Raw genomic sequence first — 24,265 nt, 5'->3', positions numbered from 1 at the left:
ATCCCCCCGCCCCCGCCCCGCCCCCGGCGCCGGGTTGCTTCGGCCAGTGTGCCGCGGCGGACTTGGCGGTGGGGGGGTCGGGGGGCAGGGGGGGGCCCCCCCCCCCCCCCCCCCCGCGAGGGGCGTTTCCCAGTACGAATATGCGGGTGCTGTGCCCCGCCATTCGTCCCAAGATTCGCGGTCGGGGTTTTCAGGTACGGCGAGGCAGAACCATCGGTCTCGGTGATGGGGGGCGCCAATTGCGGATGCCCTATAGCAACACCAGCGACTGTTGTACCCGATCTCGGCCAGTGCCCCGAGAACGTCGGACATTCCGCGGCCTCGAATGACTGCAACGTTTTCCAGGAACACGAGCCCCGGTCGAATTGTGCGAATGGCGTCGGTGACGTGCGTCCAGATACCCGAGCGCGTGCCATTGATTCCCGCCCCTCTCCCTGCAATGGAAATGTCCTGGCACGGGAACCCGGCCGTAATGGTGGTGATCTCTCCCGCGAGGGGCGACCAGTCGATTTTGGTTATGTCCCCCAGATTGGGGGCGTGCGGATAGCGTGCCGCGAGAATCTGCGAGGCTGCCGGATCGGTCTCGGCGACGTATCGCACCTGGTCACCGGTCAGCCGCTCGACCGCGAGGCCGAGCCCGCCATAGCCTGCGCACAGCTCAAGAATGGGCATGTGATCCCCCTCGGGAGGGGCAGGAAAGGGGGCCCCGGGAATGTCCGTCCGGAGCCCCCTCACCGCCACGCGATTAGTAAGCGGGCTCGTCGGCGATAGCGTCCGACCACGCCTTGAGAACGCGAATTACCGGCTTGCGGTAAGAAACGTCGCGACCCTTCTTAGTGGTGTACTCGACCAGCTCCAGTTCAATGGAGCACAGAGCCTCACCGCCTACGCGGTCGAGTGCGTTTTCCACCTCGTGCAGAACCTCGGCGAGCTTCCAAGAACCGGTCTGGAGCTTGAAAAGGCCAAGGTCGTAATCCTCGGCAATGCGGAACGTGACCGCAATGGAAGGCGCCGGGCCCCGCTTGGCCTTTGCAGCAGCCTTACGGTCCTCCATCAGAGCGGGGCAGCGGCACGGCTTACCCTTGTCCTCCTCGGGAGACAGGAATTCCACACCGTCGCAGTGGTGGATAAGCGCCGAGCCGTTCCACAGCTTAAGGTCGGAGGAGATAGCGTCCGGGCCCGAAAGAACGACCTTGACCTTATCCCGGTCGGTCAGAATCTCGATGAAATTCTCCGACGTGGAATCGGTCTCGACCGGAGTACCGCCCATGAGCTGAGCGATAGCGTCGGCAACCTCGGGGTCGCCGGTCGTTACGCGCCACTCGGAAAGGGCAACGGGAATGCCGTTCTCCTGCTTTCCGCCGTGGAAACGGCCTACGGTGTCATCCGAAAAAGACTGCTTGGGCTTGGCGGACGGGTCGGTCTCGAAGATGCGAATAGCCATGCTGGTTGGTCCCCCTGGTGATTTTGGGCATGAAAAAGGGCGAGCCGAGTAGGTTCGGCCCGCCCTGGCGTGATGGGTGCGGGATTACGCGCGGCGCTGCGTACCGGTGACGAGCCGGCGGGCGCTCTCGGCAATGGCACGGCCGAGCACGGTCTTAGAAATGTCGCGGTCCCACGTGAACACCTTCCGCAGCGTCAGGAAGATGTCGAACACCTCGCGGTCGATACGAACGGGCTTAAAAGCCCAACCGTCCGGGGTGATGTGGAGTACCGCCGCACCGTCGAATTCCGGCATGGGCTCGGAACTCCCGTCCGGGGCAACGATCTTGTCGGCGTGCGCGTAGGCAGCCATCTGCAAAGCGACATCGGGATACGTGGACTTGCTCGTCTTCCAGTCCACAATCAGGGTGTGCCACTCGCCGGACAGGTGGTCGGGCTTACCGTCCTCGCCGAGCCGAACCCGCAGGATCGCGTCAAACGAACCCGCGTACTCGTGCGAGTCAGACCACGCAATATCTTCCGCGCGGACCAGCTCGGGGCGCACCACGTCCAGGAATTCGGCGAACCCCGCCCGGTACGGCTCTAGATCGGGGTGCACACGGCCGATGGCCTCGCCCCTCGCCATGCGCTCGAAAAGGTCGTGAGCCTCGCTGCCGATCCGGGCCCGCAGCTTGGTGTAGCGGCTGTGCGCGTTCCGCAGATAGTCCACGGCCCCCGCCTCGTCCCGCTCGGCAATCGACGCCACGGCAGGCAAATTGGCCACGGCCGTTTCTGCGGTCATCCGGGCCGCCCACCAGACAAGAAAGGGCTTAGGGAGCATCGCGACGATGCTGGTAACCCCCGGGTACTTGATTGCGGTTACCGGGTCCACGTACCACCGTGAACCCCCGCGCTTGATAGTCCGGATAGCTCCGGCCATGGTTCCCCCTCGTATTGCTGTGCTTGTGTGCGACCAGCGGGGCGAGGGGTGATGAGGTGACGAAATAGCCTTACTTTTTTGGTGAACAAGAAAAAACCAAGAGAAAGAAAGACAGGGGTCACTTTCACCACCCCGTCACCCGCCGGTCAGCGGCGGACCGCGAGCGCGTCCACCAGGGCGTCAAGGTCGCCGAGCGTCCCCGTGTTCGGGATCGTCACGTCCGCCGGGTACGCGTCCAGGTCGAGTTCGGAGACGTGCCGCGCGGCCTCGCCCCCCGCGCTCGCCCCGGGCCGCTTGATGCGGACCATGAGGGCCCCTGCTGCGCGCAGTGCGTTTGCCTCGTTCGCGTACCGCACATCGGAGACGACGACGGGCAGCGACCACCGGTCAGCGGTGCGCACCTTGTCCAGCGCCATGCGAAGCCAGAAATCCGCGTCGTCCTCGCGGACGGTCTCGCCGAGGTTCTGCAACGTGCGCCGTACCTCGGGATAGCTGTTCTTCGCGCGGTCCCATCCGTACCGGCGCACCACGTCAGACAGACGGATCGGGAGCGAGCCGTACGACGTGCTCTCGGCCCCAACGATCGGGTCGAGCCGTAGGGCGGAGTCCTTGAGCGGGTCGGCGAACGCCACCCGAACGAACTGGTACCGGCTCACGAGCCGAGCGGCGGCGGTGTCCTTCCCCGACCCCGCTCGGCCCATCAAGGCGACGTGCCGATAGCTCACGCGGACAGCTCGTCGGCGTCGGCCTGGTCGTCGTCCTGGCGCTCGTCGAGCGCGGGGCCCTCGCCGGCCGATGCGGTCTCGGCGGTCTTCCGGTCCTCGGCGCGCTGGACAGCCTCACCGGTACCGAGCACCGCGGCGACCAGGCCGAGGACGAGCGCGGACGGCAGCTCGGGGACGTAGTGGGCGACCAGGGCCAGAGCGGCGACCGCAACGGCGTAGATACGGGCCGGATGGGTCTTGATGAACTGCATAGGTGTTCCCCCTGAAAGTTGCTGAGTGTGAACACTCGGGCGTTTGCGTTCCCGAGCTGGTCCCCGCCGAGGGGGACCGCTGTTACGGGCCGTGGTCAGACCGCCGGGACCTTGAGCGCCGACCAGGTCTTTGCACCCGGCCAGCCGTCCGCGTCGGCTCCGCCGAACCCCTGCTTTCGCTGCCACTTCGCGTAGCTCTTGCGGTCGCTCTCGGTCCACTGCGGGCCCGGACCGTCGCTGTACGCGCTGCACCCCTCGGCAACCAGCCGGCGACCCATGGCGGTCACGAGCGGGCTCCGCGGGTGCTTCTTGAACCACGCGGCCCCGGGAAACGGGGCGTACTTCGGGGCAGCGGGCTTGCCCGGGGTCGAGCCGAGCAGCCGCGTAAGACTGGCCGGTCCGGGCACCCCGTCCGCGTCCACGCCGACGTAGCCCAACGACCGCTGAAAGTCCCGGTAGTTGAGCGTGTCTGCGTCGCTCCACACGGGCCCCGGGCCCTCGGCGTAGTGCTTGCCGAACCCGCGCTTAACCAGTGCTGCACCGACCCGGGTCACGTGGGCACCCTTGGCCCCGTAGCCGTACGACAGACCGCCAATGGTCACCCGGGCCCGCGAGGGGGACGAGCTGCCCCCGGACGAGCTGCCCGGGTAGGCGGGACGCCCGAACCCGAGAACGTACGTACGCGGACGGGTCCGGCGGTAGCAGCCGTCCCCGTTGCCCTGACTGCCCGCGTTGCCCGCGCTCGTGTTGCCCTCGATGGTGTGCAGGGTTCCGCCCGCCGGGGCATCCTCGGTGACGATGCCGACGTGATCGGCGACCGGACCCCCGTCCCACGAATAGAACACAATGTCCCCGCGCTTTGCGGACGCATTTTTGCTCACCCACTGACCCCGCGCACGGAACCAATTCACGTGCGACGGGCAATAGGCGAACCGCCCGACCACCGCAGCGTTACCGCTCTGCTGTGCCCAGTAGGACACCGCCATATCGCACCACGGGTTGTAATCCAGCCCGTACCAAGCCCCGTGCTTGGTCTTGTTATTCGGGCCCTCCTTATAGCCGACGTCCGCAGCAGCGGCGGTCAGCATGGCGTCAACACCTGACATTCAAATCCCCCTGATTTTGGGCATGGGAAAGCCCCGCCCGATAAGCCCGAACGGGGCTGGTGGTTCTGTTCGGCGTCCTAGCCGGCGAGGCGTGCGACAGTCAGCCCCGCAGCAACCACGGTCGCCACAGCGGTAATCAGAGCGACGGGCAACACGAACTTGCCTCGCTCACTCTCAAGGCCCCTAATGCGCGTCTCGTGATCCTCTAGCGTCTCGTCCACAGATTCCCCCTGCTGCCCGAGCCGCTGAACGTCGCCGCGGAGCCCAACAACTTCGTCGTAGATTTCCCGGGCTCCGATGCGAACGCCCAACGGGTCGTCGTGCCCCTCTTCCATTTCCCCCCGTTTTCTAGTTAGGCGGCGGCGCTCCGGGACGCGTTGGCGGGTCCGGTGTCAGCCCCGAGTCGGCGGGGGCCCCGTTACTCGCAGCGCCGCGGAGCGTCAACGTTTGTCGCACACTGGCACGGCTGCCCTCGGTGCGAATACCGACGACCCAAGCAAGGGTGTCGAGTTGAGCCCCTGTTGTATCCACCACACGGACCACGTCGCCCAGGTCAATGCGCGGGTCAGGCAGGACCTCCACACTTTGAAGCTGCGGGGACGGAAATGCGGAAGCTGCCAAAAGCGCCTTCGCAACACTGGACGCCGTGCCTCCGTATTGAATCCACGGCGTCCCGTCGTGCTCATAGGACTGCACTCCGTACGCCGACTGACTAGAGGTATCCCGCTCGGTGGCGAGAGCCGTTACCGGACTTCCCGTGTTCGTAGCAGGGCGTACCGCAACCATGTTGCAGCCGTGGTAAACGATGGTCGTTCCGGTTCGGTTGTAAACCGTCAGAGAGACAGTTCCGCCGTCGCGCATCACCTGAAACTCGGCAGCTCCGCGCACAACAGCCGAAGTTGTAAGGGCATTCTGTCGGATGACGAGATTTCCCAACCCGTTAAAGTCGCCACTCAGTCTTGGAAGCAGTGGATCAAAGCGGTCGTCGTTGATCGGGATTGTTCTCCGGATTAGCCCTTGCGCCTGAATCGTTATGGGCATTTCCGGGATATCCTCGATACCCAACAGTTCGTAACCGTACCCCTCCCAGTTCTGCCATTTGACAGTCACATCATTGCGGCACGCGTCGATTTCCTCGGTGACTGACAAACCCGCAAGCTCACGCGAAGCAGATACGGTGAGATGCGGTTGCGTCGGTACTTGAGCCCAACGGGTGTAGTCCCGCCACCGCACGAAACCGTCGCGGTCAAACTCGACCGTGGAAAGCGTTGCGCGGGCTATATCCGTGATGACCGACCAGGCATCCCCGCTCACACGCGGGAAGGTTGCCATGGGGAAGCCCGGTTCACCGAGCGTCGCCCCCTTGGTCCACGTCCCCGTCAAGGTGCGTTCGGCAGGAGTCGTTGGCTTTGTCGCGTGCCAAGAAACCTGGAAAGCCTCGGCACGTACATTAGTCATGACTAGGTTAATCACCCCGAGTTCACCAGCTGGTGACGGAGTGGCGGCCAGGATTCCATCGTTCCCGACAAACACGGTCTTGTCAGGGCGGGTGATAACGGGCGCGATCGTCGGCACTCCGGTAGAACTCCACTTAAGCCACCAGCCGAAATGAAAAGTTCCCGGCGGGCCCAATGTGACCGTCCACGAGACTTGCTGATTCTGGGTCGGGTCATAGTTGGTGCCGTGGTAGGCGACCAGCTTTCCCGTGTAGAAATTCGCGTCCATGGTGATATACCGGTATCCACTTCCGGTGTTGTAAGTCAGCCGGTAGCGAATGGTTTGGTCTTTCGCCGGATCGCCGGTGGAATTGTTAATCCAACCCTCTAGCCACTGCCCGTACAGCGATCTATTGATTGTCGCTGTGGCGGGGAAGTAGTTTGCCTCAAGCGTGGTGAATGTTGCGTCGGCCACGCTCTCGAACGGTGCCGCTTTCTTTTGCCAGTACCCCCACAGCCCTTTGAAGTCGTCCAGTGCGCCAACAGACGGAGCGGCACCACCATGAAAGGCCGCGTAGAAAATTGCTGTGCTTCGTGGCGGTGGGCAGGTGTGAATTCCGGCATTACGCAAGAGGTGATCTATTATCCACGTGCATGACGTAACCCACGTGTACGTCAAAGTCCAGGGCTCGACAGACTTAAGCGGGATATCGGGGTAGGGCAGTCGCGCCGGCTGACGCAGACGCTCGGCACCGTCCAGAGCCGTCACGCGTACGGTGTCCGTGCCCGACTCGGCCGACCGGGCGCGGACGGTTCCGCGGAACGAGTCCAGCGCTTCCCCGCTCACACCCCACCCATGGGCGACCGACTGTCCGGGGCGCGCTGTGTCCCCGGTACTGCGGGGGGCCCACGGCCCGTACAGCGCTGGTGCAGAGTTGCCACCTGTGCCCGCCACGTCCACGGCGAGTTGTGCGCTGGTGGACCCGCTGAACGCCCGTACGGCCTCGGGTAGGTCGGTCCCATACGCCCGATCCAGGGTCCAGCTCGTTACCTGTGCCGACATGTCACGTCCGCCCAGTCTGAGCACGTGTGCGGCGGAGCGCTGCCCGAGAGCAAGGGCAGCAGTAAGCGCGGGGCTAGCCGACTGCATTACTGGTCACCTCCACCAGATCGAGGGCAATGTCTCGGTAATAGCCGTTCTCTGGAGTTGCAACGTTGCGGTATGCCGTGATGCTGAAACTGGGGCTCCCCTCGCCCACGGGCAGAGAGGCACCCGCCGCGAGCAGGTCTGCCGCGGTATCGCCGAGGGCGAGAACGGACAGTCCCAGAGTAAAAAAGCCTGTTGCCTTAAGGCGTACCGCGGGACGAACGAATGCCGCATTGCCGGGTGCTTTCGCCACCAGTGGACGCGTTGAATCTGACTGCATGGACGAACTGATCAGCGTATTGGCAGAGCTGTACCAATGGAGATACAGCCCTTCCACTGCTGATGACGCGTACTTAGCGAGGCTGTAAGGCCACCACGTGACAGGCTGCCAACTGGCGACCGGGTATCCGAACCACGACGGATTCAGCCACACGATTTCCGTTGCTCCGCTTGCGGGAAGGGCAGTCACGTTGGCCACCTGACTTACCGGGGGCGCGTTGACCCCAACCAACTTGACTTCCGTTGCCACATAGCCCCACTGAGAGGCCGCACCCCTTCCGATGGATTGCTGGCCGCTCAAGAGATTGGATGCGAGCGGGTCTAGCACGACAAGAGGCCCCATATAGGCGACCTGTCGCGCTAGTCCATCAATATGGCTCGCATCCCCGGGCCCCATCGCATCCCACGCAATCTTGTACCGGCGCGGGATTAGCGACGGGGCCCACACGGTCACCCCGCCGGCCAAAGACCGGAACTCGGAAACTGCAACGTCCGGGCTCCGGTCGAACGACGACGCACCATCCGTAATCTCACGGAGCGCCCCGGGCTGACCGATCCACATTCCCAACCCTCCTTACCTCCTTGCGAGTTGCCGATGCCCGGAGGCCGCCGCACGGGCAATTTCGGACTCTCCGATGCGGACCACGATTTCCCGAGCCCGCTCGTCCTCCAGCGCCCGCAGCAGCGCCGCAATTGCCTTGTCGCGGGCAGCGTTCGCCGCGTTCTGCACCCGGACGGGTCCGGATACCTTCACGGGGTCGATACGTGGCACGGCGACCATCGATTGGATTCGGGCGTCCAGCGTGGATTGTTCGGCGTCGATTCCCTCGACCACGCCCGGCGGAATCCAACGGCCGATCTCGTCTCGCATGAGACGCGATGGAGAGTTGATTCCGAGGGCTTTAGCGATCGGTCCGGGGATAGCTGACTTGGCCCAACTGAACAGCTTGTCTTTTAGCCATCCACCCATGCCCACAATCCCATTCCATAGACCTATGACAAGGTCTTTACCCTTGCTGACCAGCAGTCGCCCGAAGTCGCCGAGAGCAGAGCCAATCTTCTTCGGTAGCCCCTGCACCCATATGAGGAATTTTCCTAGGGCTATCAGCGCCTTGACATGGAAATCTGAAATCCATTTCACAGCGTCAAGGAAAGCTTTGCCCAGCTTCCCTACGAATCCGATGACATCACCTATCCAGCCGATCACGGTTCCTAGGGCCGAAAATAGCCCGGAAAAGATGGGGCCGGCGAGTCGGATAATCACGGGTATAACGGCGCCGAGAATGTCCGCCGCGAGGCGTGCCAGCCACGACACAACGGAGGTCACAACCTCGATAAGCGGGCGCGCTTTTTCGACCACTCCGCGCAGCTTCTCGCCGATCATCTGAACGGCAGGGGCTACGCGCTGCGATATGAAATCCGACAGGGCCGCGAAGATCGGTTGCAAATTCTCGACTATCGACGCGTAGACGCGCATCACTGCGGGCCAAATGACCTCCAGCAGGATGCTGCCGAGCGACGAAAGAATAGGGACGACCGCGCCGACGACGTTCGTGTAAAGCGTCATGAACGCGGGGACGAGCTGATTGAACAGCACGTTGCCGAGTCCCTTTAGCGCCGGGAACACGGTCGTTTGCGCAACCGATACAAGCCCCTGCAATCCAGGAAGAAAGTTATCCCGCAGGGTGGTGCCAGTGGATACGAGCGACTGCCCGAACGCGTTGATAGACGACGCGCCGGACGAGCCAGAGAACACCCCGAAAAAACCGGAGACGAGTTCCTTTCCCTGACTGAGCGCGGGCCCGAACGTGGCCCCAAGGAAACTACCGAAAGAAGTCAGCGCGGGAATCACGTTGTCGCCCATGAAGTTGGTCAGACCGACTTCGAGGGAGCGTTTGAACTGATCAATCCGAGCACCCGCATTGTTGTGCAATGCGTCGCCCATTTTCTCGGCGGCGCCGCCCGTATCCCCGAGTGCCTTTACAGCGGTGCTCGGGTCGAGAGCGAACAGGGCTTGTCCGAGATCTTCGGCCTTCGTGCCAAAAAGTCCGACAGCCGCCGCGTTGCGTTCCGCAGGGTCCTTAATGGCCTTGATTCCGTCAAGGACCTGTTGCAGCCCTTCACGGGCACCAGGGCCACCCGCGGCTATCTTCTTAGTCATGCCCTCGGCGCTTAGGCCGATAGCCTCGTACGCCTCTTTACTGGACTTAGACCCGTCGGTTGCCCGAATCTGAAATTCCTTCAGAGCGTCGGCGACCGTATCGGTATCTCGTGCACCCGCCTGCATACCCTGAGACATAAGCCCCATGGCGTCTTTGGCGGACAGCCCCAAGTCACGGAACTTGGTGCTGTACTCATTCATGGTGTCCGCCATGTCATCGGCGCGCGGACCCATTTTTTGCATTCCGGCAGTCAGAATGTCGAGCGCTTCTGTACCGTCCTTGGCAAGCCCATTCTTGAGCATCTGCCCGACCGCGTTACTGGTCTGTCCTAGGTCCAGCTCAAATGTTTTTGAAAGGTCGGTGACCTTCCCAGTAATGGACTCGATCTGTGCGTTGGTGGCATCCGGCGGGAGAATGCCCGAGCGCATGACGCCGGATATTGCGTCTGCCGCTTCCTCCACCGAGTCAGTAACTCCGTGGGCGTAAAGCTGTCCCGCGGCCTTTCCGTACCGGGCCGCCTCTTGGGGCGTCGTGCCCAATTGGGCCTGGATCTTGCCGTTAATAGCGCCCTGGTCGAGCGCATCCATAAAGCCCTTGGTCAGGACAGCAGCAGCGGCGAGACCAATAGCGGCTAGACCGCCCTTGAGAATGCCGCCCATCTTGCCTTTAAAGCCCTCGCCGGCTGCCTGCCCGCCCTCTTGTCCAGCGTTTTCCGCGGGGCCCGTGACCTGCCTTTGCAGGAGGCTCGCGAAACCCTCGACCTCGGGGACAATGGACACGTAGCCCATTCCCACTTCAACAGCCAAACCGGATCACCCCCCGTTATCCGGCTGGAACCGCGCGAGATATCCAGCGACCTCGCGCACGTCGCGTTTCGTCCCGCCGATCCGGTCCGTACGGACCCCCGGGCGGGGAATAGGCTGCGGTCGCCGGCTCGGGCTTTTCGCCCCGGCGTTCCCTCGCTGCCAATTGGCCTCGCTCAAGCGGTCATGTACCGCCGCGAGTAGTTGCGTTTCCAGCGTCCAGACGGAATCCGGGCCGACCATCGTCCGGGCCAATGCCGAATCGGACGGGAGATTGACCACCAGGGCCCGGAGCCGACGCCAAGTGAGCCCCGATCCGGGGCGGAAAAGGTCTCGCAAATCGATACCGTAGTACCGCTGCAAATCCGCTTCTATGGCCTCGCCGTGCTCATTCAGGAGTCGGCAGAGGCCGAGGATTCCCCCAGCGGAGTTCCCTCGTGCTTCTGCCACTGCCGGAAAAGCTCACCGAGAGCAGCGAGCGGAGCCGGAACCGAATCGAACTGCTTCCACTGGTCGGCGAGACCGTGCTTAAGCAGAGTCTCAATGTCGGTGGCAGACGGGTTATCCACGTTTACTGCCTTGAGAATCGCCTTATCCAGCTCACCAGCGGCAGGCATCGTAAATAGCTGCCCCGCCAGGGTGAAACGGAAAGGTTCCTTACGGGCTTCCTTGACCCACACGTCAAGGTCAAATGCGGTACTCATATGCTGTGCCTCTTGTTGATCTAGACGGAACGTTTCTGTGCGGGATTAAGCCGCAGGTTCCGAGCCCCACGCGGGGTCATCGGAATACTTGATCGCCACGGTTCCGTCAGGACCCGGATAGGCGGTAACGGTGATTTCGTAGGCAACGGCCTCGTCGCCCTTGTAGGTGATATCGCCGGTCTCGGTGACCTCGCCGTCAGGAACCACGATCCGGATATGGCTGTTGCCGTCGATCACGTCGAAACCGAACGAGCGCCGATCCGGCCCCGGAGCCTTGACCGCAAGCACCGACTTACCGGAAGTCGTGACCACCTGAGAGCCCTTGTGGTACAGCTCAAGAACGGTCTTGCTGGTCTCGATGGCAGTAAAGGAAAAAGACATTTCGCTAGACGAAATGACCTTCCGGACCGTGGCACCGCCCTGCCAGCCCTTAATCTCGGTTGCGTCCGCAGAGTTGGATTCGGTGATCCCGTCGTCAGAGATCCAGCCGATATCCGTAAACGCGGCATCCCAAGGAGTTGTCGCATCGGTCGGAAGTGTGGACTTAGGCGCGGCCACATAAGCAGCGCCGGTAACGGCAACGCGCACAGCATTGGCGTTAAGAGACATAGGTGTCCCCCCGTTTGTGAGTGGAAGGTTTTTCTAGAGCGCGCGTCCGCGCATGTGGATTTCCACGGCGAACGCGTAACGCGGGGCGCTGGTCTCGCTATCGGGCAGCCACATCGGGCCCCCTACTTCGGTCACCCGGTAGACGGTCACCCCGTCACGGACCCCGGGAATGTCGCCGAGCAGCGCGCGGGAAAGCGCCGCGAGATCATGCGCGGCGGACTCGCTCTCGCCCCAGCAATGAATATCGAGCCGTGGACGGTCGGACACGACCGTCTGTTGAGTGCCCCCGATGCGCTGCACCCGGACGAACTCGGTGGGCCGCAGGGACGGAACGCGGGAGACGACCGGCACAGGCTTCCCGTGCGCCTTGAGAGCGCCCCGCAGATAGCCCGTGACGACCGCCACCGCATCCGGCATGACGACCACCGGTCTAGTCACTACCGGCCCCGTCCATGCCCCGCAGCAGCGCGCTACGGGTGCCCTCGGCGTCGCCGTATTTCTGGTAATTGCCGATGACCGCAGCACGCCAACGGCGCGGCCCCAACGCCGAGTCGGTCCGGAACTCCCCACCGGTCGAGCCCTCGGCCGAGGACCTGATACGCGAGGCAATCCGCTCGACTTCCCGCCCCGCTTCCGGGGTACGCATCAGCGAGCGAATCCCGGTCATGTTCGGCCGGAAGCGCATCAGCCGATCACCTCCTTAAGCCGTGCCTCTACGTGGTGCAGCCGCCCCCCGACGACCCACCGCGCAACATCTCCGTCCGTCTCCAGCAGCCGGCCCACGGCAACCACGCGGTCCCCGGGCATCAGGCCGATGTCAACCCCTCGGCGCGTGGTCAGCCGTAGGCCCGTGGTCACCGCGGGGCGGTCCCCGTCGTCCTCGGCGGACGTGACGGGCTGGACCGAGACCCGGCGGACGGTCGTCCGGGTCGCGCTCGACCAATCCCGCTCACTGGTCTCGTTGCCGTACCGGTCCACAACGAACGGGGCCCGGACGATCACGACCGTCTGTGTGTAGTGGAGCGCGGTCACCAGGGCCGCCCCCTGCCGAGCTGCACAACAGCAGCGCGGGGCCGGTACCGGGCAAGCTGGTCCCGCTCAATGGGGGCGAGGCTCGCGCCGATGGTCTCGGCCGCGTATGTCACGGACACACTGCCCACGGACTCTTGCCGAAGATCGTTGGGATTGGTCAGGACCCGTCCGGCGAGGGTGAGCACAATTGCCCGCACAGGGGCGGGAACGTCGGTGTACCCATGGGAGTACGTGACGACGACGGAGCCGTACGAGCCGTCGAGCCACAGTTCGTCACGCCACAACCGGTACTCATCCGGCCCCAGCTCCCGCCCGCCCGCTCGGACCAACTCGACTGCTACGACCGGACGTTGGGGCAGGATGACCACCTGGTCCCGGGGCGCGAGAGCGACCGTCGTCGTACCCCGGGTGAAACGCTGCCGTGCCTCGTCGCGGACGATGGCGGACGCGGTGTCGAGCACCAGGGCGGCCCCCTCGGGCAGCTCGTCCCGCTCGCGCTGCATCCACGCGGCCAGCTCATCGAGCGTGGCCAATGCGGGGAGTGCCATAACGCGTTACCTCCCCGTCGTTACTTCACTGTCTGAGCGCCGCACGCCAGACACCGCGTCACAGTCCGCGGGGCCCCGGAGGAATCGAGAACCGGAAAGCTCTCGACCCGTTCCGGGGCACCGCAAGAATCCGTGTGCGGAATCTTCGGGGCGGACGCTGCCCGCTTACGCGGTGGCATTCCGTATCCCCTTTCGGATTACTGAGCGAGAACGCCGTTAAGGCGAGCAGCGCCACGGCCACCGAAAACTGCAAGACCGGTGTAGAACTCAATCCGGGTGCGGTAACTCGGCTTGGACTCCAGCTCGCCGAGGTCCGACACCTGAATACCGCCATTGGTGAGACCGGTTACCGCGCGGTCGTCCTCGGCCTGGCCGAAGCGCACAGCGTAAATGCTGGACGCGTTCTCGGCCGTGCCCTGCGTCTCCGTCTGCGGAAGAATGTCCGTACCGGCGGCAGTCTGGCCCGGGTCGAGCAGCGGAATGCCGTTGTAGGTCGCGACGACCTTCCCGGTAAGAGCCTCGCGGACCATCTCGTAACCACCGATCCGGCGAGCCGCGGACTTGATCTTTGCGATAACCGCGCGGTTCGCGTACAGCGCGCCATTAGCGTTCGTCAGGCCCGGGACCTCCCCAATCAGGGCGTCGAGCAGGTCGAAGAACGCGTGAGAGTCCTTGCCGTCCTCGCCCACGATCGGAGCGCCGTTCGTGCCCGCCGAAATCACCTGAGCGCCGACGAGCCGCTTACGCAGACCGTCGAAACCCTTCGGCTCGGTGGCAACGTCGCCGTTGAAAAACGCGTCCTGGAACTTGTACGCAGCGGCCTTGATCTTCATGCGCGTCTGAATAGCGCGCTGATCGTTCAAATTGCCGCGCGTCTTCACAATGAACTTATCCACGTCGGCGTCACCGCCGAGAATCACAAGGCTCTCGGACTTCTGATTCACGGTGCCCGTGCTCTCGGCGTAAGCCTCGTTCACCGCACGGAACTGGACGCCCGGAAGGGTTGCCTCCTCGTTGTACGCGTAGGCATTGCCCTCGATGGGCAGCAGCGGCAGCCGGTCCAGAATGCTGGACTCCTGTACAAAGGTTTCGATCACGCCCCGCTGAAGATCGGTCGTGCTGAGCTTGGCAGCCTCGGGAAGAGTAAGTGCCATGTGCTGAATTCCCCCTGATTTTGGGCATGAAAAAGGGGACGGCACCTATTTTGGTGCGTCCCCTGGAACGGGTTGCAGGATCGTTCCTGCGGAAAGGACGCTTACGCGTCGTACGCGCGCCGCAGACGGTCTAGCGGGGTCGCCGGCTCGGGCTCGGCGGTGTCACGCGGACCCGCCCCCACGTCGCCCCACGATGGGGCGGGGTCGGTTTCGGCGACCGCAAGATACGGCTTGTCCTTGACGAGCTGGTCCACGGCAGCAGCCACCGCCGCAGCATCGATATCGCCCCCGGAGCCGGCGAGCGAGGATATGTCCAGCAGCGCAAGGGCGTCCGCCGGGTCACGGAGCCGACCGGCAGCAGCGGCGCGCAGCTCGGCCCGAACCAGCGCTTCCGTGAACTCCGCCCGTACCTCCGCGCGGAGCGCGTCAAGGTCAGTGCCCTTGGTCGCTGCGTTCGAGCGGCGGAGCCGCGCGGCTTCCGCCTCTGCGTCCGTGGCTCGCTTCTCGGCAGCCGCTCGGGCGGTCTCGGCGGTCTTCACCGCGTCGGCCTGGTCGCCGCCCTCGGCCCCCTTGCCCGCCTCGCCCTGGCGCTCACTGCCGAGAGCCGTACCGGGCTCGCCCTCGGGACCGTTGCCCGGGGTGTTCTGCGGGTCATCTGCCATTGGAAATCCCCCTGTTAAACGATGTAGCCATGTTTCTTGAGCATGGCTATTTGATGCTCGCGGGAGCCCCCGGCGAGCTTAAAAATGGTCTCTGGCATTAGCCGCGCCTCGCGGACCCGTGCGTACTTCTGGCCCGGGACTTTCTCGAACGTGGCACCCATGGCCTTAGCCCCGATACCGCGTTTCGTGGTGCCCTCGGTCGTGACGCGCATTGGGCCCCGACCGGTCGCCGCGGTTGCCATTCCGCGGCGTGAGTTGATGATCTGTCCAAGGTCCGCCCCGCGCTCCAGTGCCTTGACCCCCGCTTCCCCGAGTCGCTTCCGCTGTTCGGCGGGGCTCATCTCACGGAACAAGCCCTCGGGTGTCTTGGTCTGCTTCCACTCGGCATCGGTCATCGGCTCCATTCCGCAGTCACAGCGGGGATGCCGTTTGAAGCCCGTTGAGTAGCTGTACTGGCGACCGGACAGGATGATGCACCGAGCGCACGCGGGCAGCCGCACAACGCGGACGTACGAGATACAGCGCGGGTGCGCGGCCATGCCGATGGACGTAGCCGTACGGGACGCGTCCGCAATCTGCGTCGCTGCCATCATCGCCATTTGGGTAAGCCCTCGGGCTGCCGCAAGTTCGGTGCTCTCGCCGGCTGCCAGTGCCCGAGCCGTGGTGATAGCCGGAAGTTGCAGCAGCGAGGCGAGGGGCCGACCGTCCGCAGCAATGCCGACCAGGGCCGCGGGGTCGAGCAGACCGAGCGGGGCCGCAATCGCCCCTTGCGCGGCCATGGACGCACCGACGAACAGTTGGGCCCCCTGTACGGCGGAGAGCTGTCCGGCGGTCACCGCGGCGAGGATTGCCCGCCCCGCCTCGCCTTGCATGGCGGACAGAATGCGGTCCGCGGGCACGTCCCGCCAAAGCCCCTGCACGGCCGCCACAACGGCCCGGGAAATGCTCTGGACTTGGGTGTACCGCTCGGCGGACAGTTCGGCCGTGCGGGACACTAGGCAGCCTCCTCGGCGTCCTCGGGTTCGTCGGCCTGGTCGTCGCTACCGGCCTGGTCCGGCTTCACACCGAACAGCGAGGACATGTCCCCGCCGAGAATTGCGCCCGCCGCATCCGTGCGCATGGTCTTCCACCGTGCGATTTCGTCCGGAGTGACCCCGGGAATCCGCTCCCACAGAGCCTCATCCGGCACGCCGATACTCTTCAACTTCACCAGTGCATCGGAGTATTGGGCATCGCTGCGGAACTGCGGGTCTCTCCACACCACGGAGCCGAGCGCGAGCGATTCCGCACGCCGAGCCTCGCCCTGTGCCAGTGCCTCTAGTCGCATGATCTCGCGGAGCGCCGAGCCGAAATGGCGTTGGCGTTCCGTGACCTTTGCGACTAGTCCCGCTTCCGATGCGGCGACGCCATCGGGCGAGACATTCACGAGAGTGCCTGCTAGATAGCTTGGCGGGGTGCGGGTCTGCGCTGCGATGTGCTCGACTGCCACAGCGATAACACGCAAGTAGTTGTCGAGATCAGCGGCGGAGAATTCCGCGATGGACGCGCCCTGTTTCTCAAGCCACAGCAGACGGTCCGACCGGAACCGGTCTAGCGGTAGATCCTCCTCGCCGACCACTTCACCCGACTCGGGGTCCACGATTTCGCGGACGGGCCGGTCCATCCCAAGCACCGCACGGGCAGGCAGCGCGAGACCGTCCGAAGCGGTCATCAGGTGGGCCCACAGGGTGTTCACCGCATCCTGTAGCGGAAGGACCGTCGCTATCTCGCTGCGGGGCTTCCCGTGTAGCCGCGAGCGGTTCGGAAGCTCGACCAGCGGCACCACCTTTAGCGGGTTCGGCACATGGCTAGGCTCGCCCCGGGAAAGCCCCACAGTGCGACCGGTCCACTGCCCGCCCTCGCGAGTCGGACGCTGCCACCGATAGATCATGCTCGGCGTGAACAGCGTTGCAAACTCGGTGTCGTAGTCCCGCCACGTCATGAGCCCCGCCTTACGGAGCCGGCGACGACCAGGGACGTACTCGACTATGGCACTGGACGCGTTCTGAAAGGTGATCTCAACTGCCATCGTTATTCCAGACCAGAGCATAAGAACGCCCCGTGATAAGAGCCTCCAGCAGCGCTAGACCAATCTCCACATCTGCTTCGGAACGCTTCCACGCCTTACCGGCATCCTTGTCGATCGACCCATCTTCCAGACGAAAGCCAATCGGCATAAGACGTTCAACCGTTGCGTCGGGCACCACAGCGCACCAGTTATCGGAGAACTCATCAAAGAGCCCGCCGGTCTGCGTACTGAATTCCGGCGACGCGAACAACAGAGGCCGGTCACCCTCGTACGCGTCGGACCACTTCTTAGCCGCGTGCCTGCGACGTTGCAGCTTGCCGTACAGTCGCTCTGTCATCTGTAGCGGTGTCTCCGCCATACTTCCCCCCTTGTGCTAAGCGCTCGCAGCACGAGCCCGCTTAAGCGGTCGGCGGACATAACCGTCCAGCGCCATAACCGTCGCTGCGATCCCGTCGATTCGGGCGCTCGACTTCCCGCGGTCCGGTTTAACCGGGCGGAGATTGTCGTTCCCGTCCCGGTACACCTCGACTACCGACGCGTTCCAACGCAAGATCGGATTTCCGCCGTGGTGTAGACGGCCCTCGCGCAGCAGCCTTTCAAGTTCCTTACTGCCGGGGCTCATGCCTAGATACGTCTGCGCGACCGGCACCACTTCCACGCCGCGGGTTTTCTGTTCGATACGCTGGACAAGCTGACCGGCAAACATGCGGTCGTAAGAGATTCGCTGCACGTCGAGCCGACGACAGTCCGCAATGATCTGTTTCTCAATCGCCCCGTAGTCGATTGCGTCGCCCTCGGTGAGCGTCAACAGCCCGTCGTCCGCCCACTGTTTAAGCGGTACCTGTAGCTGTGCCTCCAGCTCGTCTATGCGTTCCTCGGGCAGCCAAAAGCGGGAGACCAATTCCAGCTCGACCCCGGGCTTACGGGACTCAACCACCAGGACCCACGCCGAAAGGTCCGACACCGCGGACAGGTCCACCCCACCCCATGCCCGCCGAAAGCGGAACCGTTGCTCGTCCACGGCCCCCGCGTTCTCGTCCCACAGCGGAAGCGGAAGCCACCGCGAGGACGAGCGCATACGGCGATTCAGGGACAGCCGGCAGAACGTTGGGAAATAGCTCGGGGTGGACTTGGCCTTAGCAGCCTCGCGGCGCATGTAGGCGAGCGAGGGCGAGACACCCAATCCCGGATTTGCCTTACGCCAAGTCTCCTCAGTGTAAGGGTCGTCACCCTCCTCGGCAGCCCAAATAACCCCGTAGTGACCGGGGTCGGAAATCACGTTGTCCGCACAGCGGCGGGTGTATGTGTGCTTCTCGTCGTAAATGCTGCCCTCGGTGCCTTCATCAGCAGTCGTGATGTAGACGACCAAAGGTTGATCGCGGGCGCCCGTGCCGGTCTCGATAGCGTCAATAAGGTCGCGCCGTTTGTGCACGTGGACTTCATCCACGATGGCACCCGAGACGTTCAGCCCGTGTGCGGTTTCAGCGATTTTGGAGAGGGCCCGGAAGACACCGCCGGTACGGGGAACGCGGATAAGCCCGCGGAGCACTTCAACACGACCACGGATAGCGCGACTTGTCAGCGCCATACGTTTAGCGTCGTCAAAGACCCGCTCTGCCTGCGGGAGCGAGCCGGCTGCCGCGTAGACTTCCGCGCCTATCTCGCGGTCGGCGAGCAGCAGCACCAGGCCGATACCCGACGACAGAGTTGATTTCCCCGCCTTTCTCGGAACCTCGATCCACACGGTTCGGGCCACGCGGACGGGACGGCCTAGCTCGGGGTCGAGCCACAGCCAACCGAATACCGGCGCGATGATCCAAACCTTCTGCCACGGGGCGAGTTTGAGCGGTGATCCACCCCAACGGCCTTTCGTGTGCTTCATGGTCTCGATAGCCGATATGGCTCGGCGGGCGGCGGGCACATCAAAATATGCTCCCTCGCGCTGCGGGGCCTGGTGGGCAAGGACGAGCGGACGGGACTTCACCGCGTCGGCTATCTCGTCCTCGGTCAACCCGAGTTCTAGAAGTGCCTCATACGGGACCGGCAGCCCGTCAGTCAAAGATCCCGTCATCCTCGCCCCCGCGGTCGTCCGGCGGAGTCAGCCGGCCACGCGCAGACGGGGACAAGCCGAGTTCTCCGATATAGCGGGCAAGCTGAGTGCGGTACTGCCCGACAATTGTGGTAGCGCCGTTCTTCTGCCACCCGCGCTCGCCCTGCATGAGAATCCCGTTAGCGGAAATCTCGCGCTCGCACTGGTCGATGCGGGCGACGCAGATGCAATAATCCGTGAGCGTGGCTGTGTCCACCGTTCCAACGCCCGCCGTGAACTCCAGCACGGGGACGACGCGTTGCCACTCACGCGACGCAACGTCCCGGCATCGGGCGTTTACCGCCCGCTGGTCCCCGGGCACGTCCGCGAATGTGTCCGTCCAATCCGGCTCGGTGAGTTCGGCGGGCGGAACACTGACCCCCTCGGACACAGGGCGCTTTCCGGGGTTTCCCTCGCGGATCACTTGCAAAGCGGGCTTTCTACGGGTCGGGTCAGCCACGGTCCCCCCTCTCGATTGCTCTTGGTGCAGTTGCATATAAAGTGCGCCGTCTGCACGTTGGCGGGCTCATGTGTCCCGCCATTGGCCAACGGCAAAATGTGATCAATGGTCGGCGCGTGCGGGGCCGGGACCTTGGCTGTCCGGTCAACCGGAGCGGCGCAAAGCTGACACGTCCAGGAATCGCGCTCGAATATGCGGGCCCGATAGACCGGCGCAACGAACGCGTCTCGTTCGCGTGCTCGCCGATTATCTCGGTCGTCGCTGCGTTGGCAGTCCGCCGAGCAGTACGGGAGCACCTTTGCCGAACCGACGAACGGCAGTGAGCAGCGGATGCAATGGCCTTGCTGCCATGTGCGCTTGCCCCGTCGCCCCTCGGCCGCATGGCGCAGTTTGCGCCTGGCTCGGGTCCGGCGACTGGTCGGCCCTCTTTGAAGCGTCCGAAGGTTGCACGCCCGCGAACAGAACCGCGTAACCGAGGAACGTCCCGCCATGAACGGGGAGTCGCACGCGGCGCACTGCCGTTGCTCGCGCAGAGATTTGCGGCCCATCACGCCCCCCACTATTCAGTTACTCGCCGTATCCGTCCGCGCAAATGGAGTCAGTTGCGGCGCAAGTGTTTTGCCTCCCTGCCGCTCAATCTCGGGAGGAGAGGGGAGTACCCCCCTGGTCAGAACGGCGGGCGTTCGTTCGCCTCGCGCCGTGACCGTGCTTCCGCGGCGAATCCACCAGGCTGATTGCGAGCGGTCTCGCGGTTGTGACACGCGATGCACAGCGGACGCAGATGCTTCGCAACATCAGGATTCGACTCGCCCTGAGCAATCAACTCGCGGCGCGACAAAGGGAAATGGTCCGCAACGTTCGCGGCTCGACCACAGAGCACGCACCACGGGTTTGCGTACAGGTACGCACGCCGGATGCGCTGCCAACGGGTTGTGTAGACAGCGCCACCACGCGAGGCACGGTCCGCGTTCGCTTCCCTGGTGTGCTTCGGGCAGCGACCACCACGGGGGGTCAGTTCCGGGCACCCGGGGACAGAGCACGGGGGGCGGGGTTTGCGGGGCATGGGGGATCACCTCCCAAGGGAGTAGGGGGTGTTGCGCGCGGTGTTGCGTTTAAAGCGCAACACCGAAGGGGGTAGCCCTCGCGGGTCTCGGGCGCATAGGCATGGAGGCATGACGAAACAGTCCCAACCTTCCGCCGCGCCGTACTTTGAACTCCGCTGTGGCGGACTGCATGTAACTATCCAGCGCGTCCCCGGATGGCTGCTGGGGCTCCTCACCACAGCGATAGGCGCTGTGACAACCTGGTGGACGACCCGCTAGGCCCCGATACGGCCACCGCCGAACTCGGTTGCGGTCTTGAGCTGGTGGCACCCGTGACACAAAACCTGAACGTTGCCCGCCACGTCCTCACCCCCGAGGGACAGCGGACGCACGTGATCCACGTCCACCCCATCCGCGGGGAAGTCGCCCAAGCACCAGTCGCACCAGGCCGAGCCCCGTTCCTGCACTCGTCGGCGGAGCCTCGCAGCAGCATCACGGCGGTTCGCCCGTCGTCGGCCCCGTGCCCGCCGAGAGCGGACGTTCGGACGGCCCTCGTACGCCCCGTGGTGAGCCTTGCAGCGGCCCCGATGGGTCGCGGGCTCCGTGCAGTCAATACAGCGCATGTGTGGCCCCCTGGGGTGAGTTCTGGTCACTGCCCCCGTGTGGGTCGGCAAGTGCGGTGCGGGCGGCCCCCGCGGTCAGTAGCGTTGAAGCCATGACCAGTGATGAACGGCCCGACGTGAGCGCGGGCATGGACCCGCTCGGCGACATCGTGTTGACCGTGCGCGGCGACGGGAACGGCAACGCCCCCGACTACGAACTACCGCCCACGGTCCCGCTTGCCAAAGCCGCGGAAGTGCTCGACATGGACCCCGAGGACGCGTTGGTCCAAGCCCGTGCGGGGCTGTTCCCGGAACGCGTCATCGACGTTGGCGACGAACCCGGAGTGAAGTTCAGCGTTCCCGTTACGCCCCTGATTCGGCGCGTTGGGCTGGACCGTGTGCGGGAAGTCCTGCGCCCCGCGGAGTAGACCGAGGACCGGTCCGTCTGTGTTGCGTGCCCGCCCTCGGACTCGAACCGGGGAACTCTGCGGATTGCTTCCGGTTCTCCCCGAGGGGGCCGGTACCGCGCACCTCTAGCCGTTGGGTCAGCGGGCATGGTGTCGTCCTGGCGCTCATTGAGCGTCGGGACAACGTGGGGACCGCACGCGCTTACAACCCCGTTTGGCGCCCTGGTCGGGCGGTTACTTGTGGGCGGCGCGGTCCCCGTTTTGCGTTGCCTCACGACCCCCGCGGCCACCCCGGTAACGCGGGGCGCGTGGTGCACGGGCAACGCTGAGAGAGTGCGGGTACTCGGACCGCCGGTTTCCCCCTCGGGGTGGGTGCGCGGTATTCCCGCTCTCTCCCTGGTGCCCCAGTTATAGGGACCGAGGGATTCCCGCGGCCTGTCCGCGTTGTGCGGCGGGCTGTGGGGCTCGGTCTCTCCCTGGTGCCCCAGTTATAGGGACCGAGGGATTCCCGAGGGTGCCGAACGGTGTCGGTGGTGCTGGATGAGACCCCGTTTTCTCTTCTCTTTAGGTTTTTCTTGCTATCCCTAAAAAGTGTCGAAGTTCGACACCCTCAACACCCTTTCGCCTCTCGCTGTCGAGCGGCCCCGCCAAGGGCGAGCCGGAGAGGGCCCACGCACCCGTGTACGGGCAGCAGTAAGCCCCGGCGGTCCGCGAGGGACTACCGGGGCCGGTCGGGGCGGGTGTACTGCATTCTCGGACTCGTCCTGATGCGCCGCCCCTACTCCGCACGCTCCATGTCGGCACGGGGCGCGGCGAGCCTACCGCGGACGGACCCGTGTCACGTCTTGCCAGTCCACCCCTTCACCGGGGCCCGCTCGCCGGCTGCATTGGCGTACGTGATCACGTCGGTGCCCCGTTCCGCGTTCTCGTTGTCGCCCGGTCGTTCAGCTCCGCCAAGAGTGCTGCCCGTAGAGCGGTTTCCGGGCAGCAGAAAGCCCCGGACGGTCACGCGGACCGACCGGGGCTGTCTTGGGTGTCCTAAGCGCTCGGGGTCAGGATCTTCGGGGCAGGGTTGTTCCGCACCGCTCGCCGGTTACCGGCAGGGGCAATTGTGTACTCATCCCCGAACACCCCCCACCGAAGGTCCACGCGGTCCGCCACGGTGAAGCGGGGGGCGATCACGACGTGAAGCCCCTTGTCCGCAACCATGGCGCGGCGCTTGTCGGCGCTTCCGCCTTCCCACGCCTCGAACAGGTACGTATCGGTTTCGACGTACGTAGTCGTTACCTCGGGGTCGTGCTCGTCCTTCAACCGCTGGATCGTGGTGTTGGTGTCGGTGAGCTTGGCTGTCAGGTCGGCGAGCGAGGGACCGTCCACCAGGGCGATAGCCGACATGATGCGCTGCCGGGACGATTCAAGGTCTGCCAGGGCTGCCGTGTGGTCCACCCCGCCCGCGTGCACCGCCGTGAAGAGACGTTCCATTCCGAAGTTCTCGCGGAAGGACTCGGCTATGCGGGGGTGCAGGATCTCGGCCAGAATCGTGACGTGCCCGTTGACGCACTTGTAAAGCTGCTTCCCCTCTTTGGTGACACCGCCGCTCATCTTGCACCCCTGCTTCCCGCACCATACGTAGTCAGCGAACAGGGGAGTGCCCGCGTGGTTGATCTTCTCGCCGTTGGCGAGTTCCTTAAGGCGCGCTTGCAGTCGCGCGTACGTCACAGCGTCGAGAACTTCCGGAGCGAACTGGACGGGGGTAACTCCGTCCTTCTGTACGACTAGCTTTCCCTTGTGCATACGCCACCCGCGCAGTACCACGCCCGTAAGAAGGTTCCGCCACTGGTGGCGGCCCACGGGCACCATTTCCGCGGTGCTGGTGATGTTCCCGCCCGCCAGCAATTCGCCCACGGCCTTGATGACCAACGGGACCATGGCGCTATCAGAGTCAAGGTAAGCGGGGGCTTTCGGGTGCTCGCGCGTGATCTTGTAGGGGAACGGGGCAGCGCCGGAAATCCATCGGCCCTGTTCCCGCCGCTCCTGGTGCGCGGCCAAAATGCGCTCGGTCATCATCTGGCGTTCCCACTCGGCGAGGGCTACCAGGATGAGCGCAATGAGGCGACCGCCCGGGGTGGCAGTGTTCAGCGAGCCGTCAGCGGTGGCGAGGATGACGCGCTTGTTGGGGGTCTCCGCCCACTCGACCAGTTGCAGGAACTCGCGCACGCTGCGGCTGTACCGGTCGAGCTTCCACGCCCAAACGTGGGTCGGCTGGTACGCCATCAGGTCGGACATGCCCTCGCGGTCAGCGAGCGGGGTAGCGCCGGACACTCCGTCGTCTATGAACTCCACGGCGGTACTCGGGTCGAATCCTGCAAGCTCGATGGACGTATGGCACGCCTTGCGCTGCACGTCTAGCGACGTGGATGCATCGTCCGAGCGGGACAGACGGAGACTGATAGCGATACGGGGGGCGGGCTGGAAGGTGGCGGGCACGGCGTGCGCGGTCGTCTGCATGGACGTGATAGGGACCACGGGATTCCTCGATTTCTCCAGGGGCACACCGCTCGTTGGAACGCTGTACCGGCCGGAAGGTCAGACCTTCCGAGGGGTGGGGTGTTCCCT

Annotated in this window: 27 protein-coding genes; 1 reads left to right on the top strand and 26 read right to left on the bottom strand. The window is 64.5% G+C overall.

Features of this window, described 5'->3' with window-relative positions; all coding sequences use genetic code 11:
- The 25 genes from ACFCV8_RS17240 to ACFCV8_RS17120 form a co-directional block, all read right to left on the bottom strand.
- Nucleotides 1–672: DNA cytosine methyltransferase (locus ACFCV8_RS17240; protein ID WP_376686192.1), on the bottom strand; the 672-nt coding region annotated here is incomplete at its 3' end.
- Nucleotides 673–745: 73 nt separating this feature from the next.
- Nucleotides 746–1,444, bottom strand: a complete 699-nt coding sequence (locus ACFCV8_RS17235) for a hypothetical protein (protein WP_376686177.1) — start codon at nucleotides 1,442–1,444, stop codon at nucleotides 746–748.
- Nucleotides 1,445–1,528: 84 nt separating this feature from the next.
- Nucleotides 1,529–2,314 carry a hypothetical protein gene (locus tag ACFCV8_RS17230; RefSeq protein WP_376686176.1) on the bottom strand — a complete coding sequence of 262 codons (786 nt, stop codon included), beginning with the start codon at nucleotides 2,312–2,314 and terminating at the stop codon, nucleotides 1,529–1,531.
- A 194-nt stretch (nucleotides 2,315–2,508) separates the two neighbouring features.
- Entirely contained in the window at nucleotides 2,509–3,018 is a 510-nt protein-coding gene (locus ACFCV8_RS17225; protein WP_376686175.1) for a hypothetical protein, read from the bottom strand.
- Between the two features lie 65 nt (nucleotides 3,019–3,083).
- Entirely contained in the window at nucleotides 3,084–3,338 is a 255-nt protein-coding gene (locus tag ACFCV8_RS17220; protein WP_376686174.1) for a hypothetical protein, read from the bottom strand.
- Nucleotides 3,339–3,433: 95 nt separating this feature from the next.
- Nucleotides 3,434–4,426, bottom strand: a complete 993-nt coding sequence (locus ACFCV8_RS17215) for a peptidoglycan-binding protein (protein ID WP_376686173.1) — start codon at nucleotides 4,424–4,426, stop codon at nucleotides 3,434–3,436.
- A 95-nt stretch (nucleotides 4,427–4,521) separates the two neighbouring features.
- Complete coding sequence (locus ACFCV8_RS17210) at nucleotides 4,522–4,779, bottom strand: hypothetical protein (RefSeq protein WP_376686172.1); 258 nt, start codon at nucleotides 4,777–4,779, stop codon at nucleotides 4,522–4,524.
- Nucleotides 4,780–4,792: 13 nt separating this feature from the next.
- A complete protein-coding gene (locus ACFCV8_RS17205; protein WP_376686171.1) occupies nucleotides 4,793–6,649 on the bottom strand; it encodes a hypothetical protein in 1,857 nt (618 codons plus the stop codon).
- 367 nt (nucleotides 6,650–7,016) lie between these two features.
- Nucleotides 7,017–7,868: a hypothetical protein gene (locus tag ACFCV8_RS17200; protein ID WP_376686170.1), complete on the bottom strand. Its 852-nt coding sequence runs from the start codon at nucleotides 7,866–7,868 to the stop codon at nucleotides 7,017–7,019.
- Nucleotides 7,869–7,880: 12 nt separating this feature from the next.
- The gene (locus ACFCV8_RS17195) at nucleotides 7,881–10,274 is read right to left on the bottom strand and encodes a phage tail tape measure protein (RefSeq protein WP_376686169.1); all 2,394 of its coding nucleotides are present in this window, start codon (nucleotides 10,272–10,274) and stop codon (nucleotides 7,881–7,883) included.
- A gap of 389 nt (nucleotides 10,275–10,663) precedes the next feature.
- On the bottom strand, nucleotides 10,664–10,975 hold the full coding sequence (locus ACFCV8_RS17190) for a hypothetical protein (RefSeq protein WP_376686168.1): 312 nt from the start codon (nucleotides 10,973–10,975) through the stop codon (nucleotides 10,664–10,666).
- Between the two features lie 45 nt (nucleotides 10,976–11,020).
- On the bottom strand, nucleotides 11,021–11,584 hold the full coding sequence (locus ACFCV8_RS17185) for a hypothetical protein (protein ID WP_376686167.1): 564 nt from the start codon (nucleotides 11,582–11,584) through the stop codon (nucleotides 11,021–11,023).
- A gap of 33 nt (nucleotides 11,585–11,617) precedes the next feature.
- The gene (locus ACFCV8_RS17180) at nucleotides 11,618–12,022 is read right to left on the bottom strand and encodes a hypothetical protein (RefSeq protein ID WP_376686166.1); all 405 of its coding nucleotides are present in this window, start codon (nucleotides 12,020–12,022) and stop codon (nucleotides 11,618–11,620) included.
- Nucleotides 12,015–12,269, bottom strand: a complete 255-nt coding sequence (locus tag ACFCV8_RS17175; RefSeq protein WP_376686165.1) for a hypothetical protein — start codon at nucleotides 12,267–12,269, stop codon at nucleotides 12,015–12,017. Before ACFCV8_RS17175 ends, ACFCV8_RS17180 begins: the two co-directional genes overlap by 8 nt.
- Nucleotides 12,269–12,616 carry a hypothetical protein gene (locus ACFCV8_RS17170; protein ID WP_376686164.1) on the bottom strand — a complete coding sequence of 116 codons (348 nt, stop codon included), beginning with the start codon at nucleotides 12,614–12,616 and terminating at the stop codon, nucleotides 12,269–12,271. The genes ACFCV8_RS17175 and ACFCV8_RS17170 overlap by 1 nt, the downstream gene beginning before the upstream one ends.
- Nucleotides 12,613–13,164: a hypothetical protein gene (locus ACFCV8_RS17165; RefSeq protein WP_376686163.1), complete on the bottom strand. Its 552-nt coding sequence runs from the start codon at nucleotides 13,162–13,164 to the stop codon at nucleotides 12,613–12,615. Before ACFCV8_RS17165 ends, ACFCV8_RS17170 begins: the two co-directional genes overlap by 4 nt.
- 197 nt (nucleotides 13,165–13,361) lie before the next feature.
- Entirely contained in the window at nucleotides 13,362–14,318 is a 957-nt protein-coding gene (locus ACFCV8_RS17160) for a major capsid protein (RefSeq protein WP_376686162.1), read from the bottom strand.
- A gap of 101 nt (nucleotides 14,319–14,419) precedes the next feature.
- Nucleotides 14,420–14,980, bottom strand: a complete 561-nt coding sequence (locus tag ACFCV8_RS17155) for a hypothetical protein (RefSeq protein ID WP_376686161.1) — start codon at nucleotides 14,978–14,980, stop codon at nucleotides 14,420–14,422.
- Between the two features lie 14 nt (nucleotides 14,981–14,994).
- Nucleotides 14,995–15,975 carry a hypothetical protein gene (locus ACFCV8_RS17150; protein ID WP_376686160.1) on the bottom strand — a complete coding sequence of 327 codons (981 nt, stop codon included), beginning with the start codon at nucleotides 15,973–15,975 and terminating at the stop codon, nucleotides 14,995–14,997.
- Entirely contained in the window at nucleotides 15,975–17,048 is a 1,074-nt protein-coding gene (locus ACFCV8_RS17145) for a phage portal protein (protein WP_376686159.1), read from the bottom strand. The genes ACFCV8_RS17150 and ACFCV8_RS17145 overlap by 1 nt, the downstream gene beginning before the upstream one ends.
- Nucleotides 17,038–17,406, bottom strand: a complete 369-nt coding sequence (locus ACFCV8_RS17140; RefSeq protein WP_376686158.1) for a hypothetical protein — start codon at nucleotides 17,404–17,406, stop codon at nucleotides 17,038–17,040. The genes ACFCV8_RS17145 and ACFCV8_RS17140 overlap by 11 nt, the downstream gene beginning before the upstream one ends.
- 15 nt (nucleotides 17,407–17,421) lie before the next feature.
- Nucleotides 17,422–19,059 (bottom strand): terminase large subunit, encoded by a 1,638-nt coding sequence (locus ACFCV8_RS17135; protein WP_376686157.1) that lies wholly within the window; start codon nucleotides 19,057–19,059, stop codon nucleotides 17,422–17,424.
- A gap of 40 nt (nucleotides 19,060–19,099) precedes the next feature.
- Nucleotides 19,100–19,597, bottom strand: coding sequence for a phage terminase small subunit P27 family (locus ACFCV8_RS17130; RefSeq protein ID WP_376686156.1), 498 nt, complete (start codon nucleotides 19,595–19,597; stop codon nucleotides 19,100–19,102).
- Nucleotides 19,558–20,088 carry an HNH endonuclease gene (locus tag ACFCV8_RS17125; RefSeq protein WP_376686191.1) on the bottom strand — a complete coding sequence of 177 codons (531 nt, stop codon included), beginning with the start codon at nucleotides 20,086–20,088 and terminating at the stop codon, nucleotides 19,558–19,560. Before ACFCV8_RS17125 ends, ACFCV8_RS17130 begins: the two co-directional genes overlap by 40 nt.
- An 827-nt stretch (nucleotides 20,089–20,915) precedes the next feature.
- Nucleotides 20,916–21,263, bottom strand: coding sequence for an HNH endonuclease (locus tag ACFCV8_RS17120; protein WP_376686155.1), 348 nt, complete (start codon nucleotides 21,261–21,263; stop codon nucleotides 20,916–20,918).
- Nucleotides 21,264–21,355: 92 nt separating this feature from the next.
- On the opposite strand from ACFCV8_RS17120, the gene ACFCV8_RS17115 reads away from it, so the two are divergent.
- Nucleotides 21,356–21,670 (top strand): hypothetical protein, encoded by a 315-nt coding sequence (locus tag ACFCV8_RS17115; RefSeq protein WP_376686154.1) that lies wholly within the window; start codon nucleotides 21,356–21,358, stop codon nucleotides 21,668–21,670.
- A gap of 1,017 nt (nucleotides 21,671–22,687) precedes the next feature.
- Here the strand turns inward: ACFCV8_RS17115 and ACFCV8_RS17110 are convergent.
- Complete coding sequence (locus tag ACFCV8_RS17110; RefSeq protein WP_376686153.1) at nucleotides 22,688–24,157, bottom strand: recombinase family protein; 1,470 nt, start codon at nucleotides 24,155–24,157, stop codon at nucleotides 22,688–22,690.
- Nucleotides 24,158–24,265 lie beyond the last annotated feature (108 nt).

This window comes from Streptomyces sp. NPDC056347 (assembly GCF_042262625.1).
Classification (GTDB): domain Bacteria; phylum Actinomycetota; class Actinomycetes; order Streptomycetales; family Streptomycetaceae; genus Streptomyces.
Note: the sequence above shows the minus strand (reverse complement) of the source record. Positions and strands in the feature narration are given on the sequence as shown.

Coding starts and splice junctions, on each gene's coding strand:
- ACFCV8_RS17235 (WP_376686177.1), bottom strand. CDS start 1,444: ATGGCTATTCGCATCTTCGAGACCGACCCGTCCGCCAAGCCCAAGCAG.
- ACFCV8_RS17220 (WP_376686174.1), bottom strand. CDS start 3,338: ATGCAGTTCATCAAGACCCATCCGGCCCGTATCTACGCCGTTGCGGTC.
- ACFCV8_RS17215 (WP_376686173.1), bottom strand. CDS start 4,426: ATGCTGACCGCCGCTGCTGCGGACGTCGGCTATAAGGAGGGCCCGAAT.
- ACFCV8_RS17210 (WP_376686172.1), bottom strand. CDS start 4,779: ATGGAAGAGGGGCACGACGACCCGTTGGGCGTTCGCATCGGAGCCCGG.
- ACFCV8_RS17200 (WP_376686170.1), bottom strand. CDS start 7,868: ATGTGGATCGGTCAGCCCGGGGCGCTCCGTGAGATTACGGATGGTGCG.
- ACFCV8_RS17190 (WP_376686168.1), bottom strand. CDS start 10,975: ATGAGTACCGCATTTGACCTTGACGTGTGGGTCAAGGAAGCCCGTAAG.
- ACFCV8_RS17185 (WP_376686167.1), bottom strand. CDS start 11,584: ATGTCTCTTAACGCCAATGCTGTGCGCGTTGCCGTTACCGGCGCTGCT.
- ACFCV8_RS17175 (WP_376686165.1), bottom strand. CDS start 12,269: ATGCGCTTCCGGCCGAACATGACCGGGATTCGCTCGCTGATGCGTACC.
- ACFCV8_RS17165 (WP_376686163.1), bottom strand. CDS start 13,164: ATGGCACTCCCCGCATTGGCCACGCTCGATGAGCTGGCCGCGTGGATG.
- ACFCV8_RS17160 (WP_376686162.1), bottom strand. CDS start 14,318: ATGGCACTTACTCTTCCCGAGGCTGCCAAGCTCAGCACGACCGATCTT.
- ACFCV8_RS17155 (WP_376686161.1), bottom strand. CDS start 14,980: ATGGCAGATGACCCGCAGAACACCCCGGGCAACGGTCCCGAGGGCGAG.
- ACFCV8_RS17145 (WP_376686159.1), bottom strand. CDS start 17,048: ATGGCAGTTGAGATCACCTTTCAGAACGCGTCCAGTGCCATAGTCGAG.
- ACFCV8_RS17140 (WP_376686158.1), bottom strand. CDS start 17,406: ATGGCGGAGACACCGCTACAGATGACAGAGCGACTGTACGGCAAGCTG.
- ACFCV8_RS17125 (WP_376686191.1), bottom strand. CDS start 20,088: ATGGCGGGACGTTCCTCGGTTACGCGGTTCTGTTCGCGGGCGTGCAAC.
- ACFCV8_RS17120 (WP_376686155.1), bottom strand. CDS start 21,263: ATGCGCTGTATTGACTGCACGGAGCCCGCGACCCATCGGGGCCGCTGC.
- ACFCV8_RS17115 (WP_376686154.1), top strand. CDS start 21,356: ATGACCAGTGATGAACGGCCCGACGTGAGCGCGGGCATGGACCCGCTC.
- ACFCV8_RS17110 (WP_376686153.1), bottom strand. CDS start 24,157: ATGCAGACGACCGCGCACGCCGTGCCCGCCACCTTCCAGCCCGCCCCC.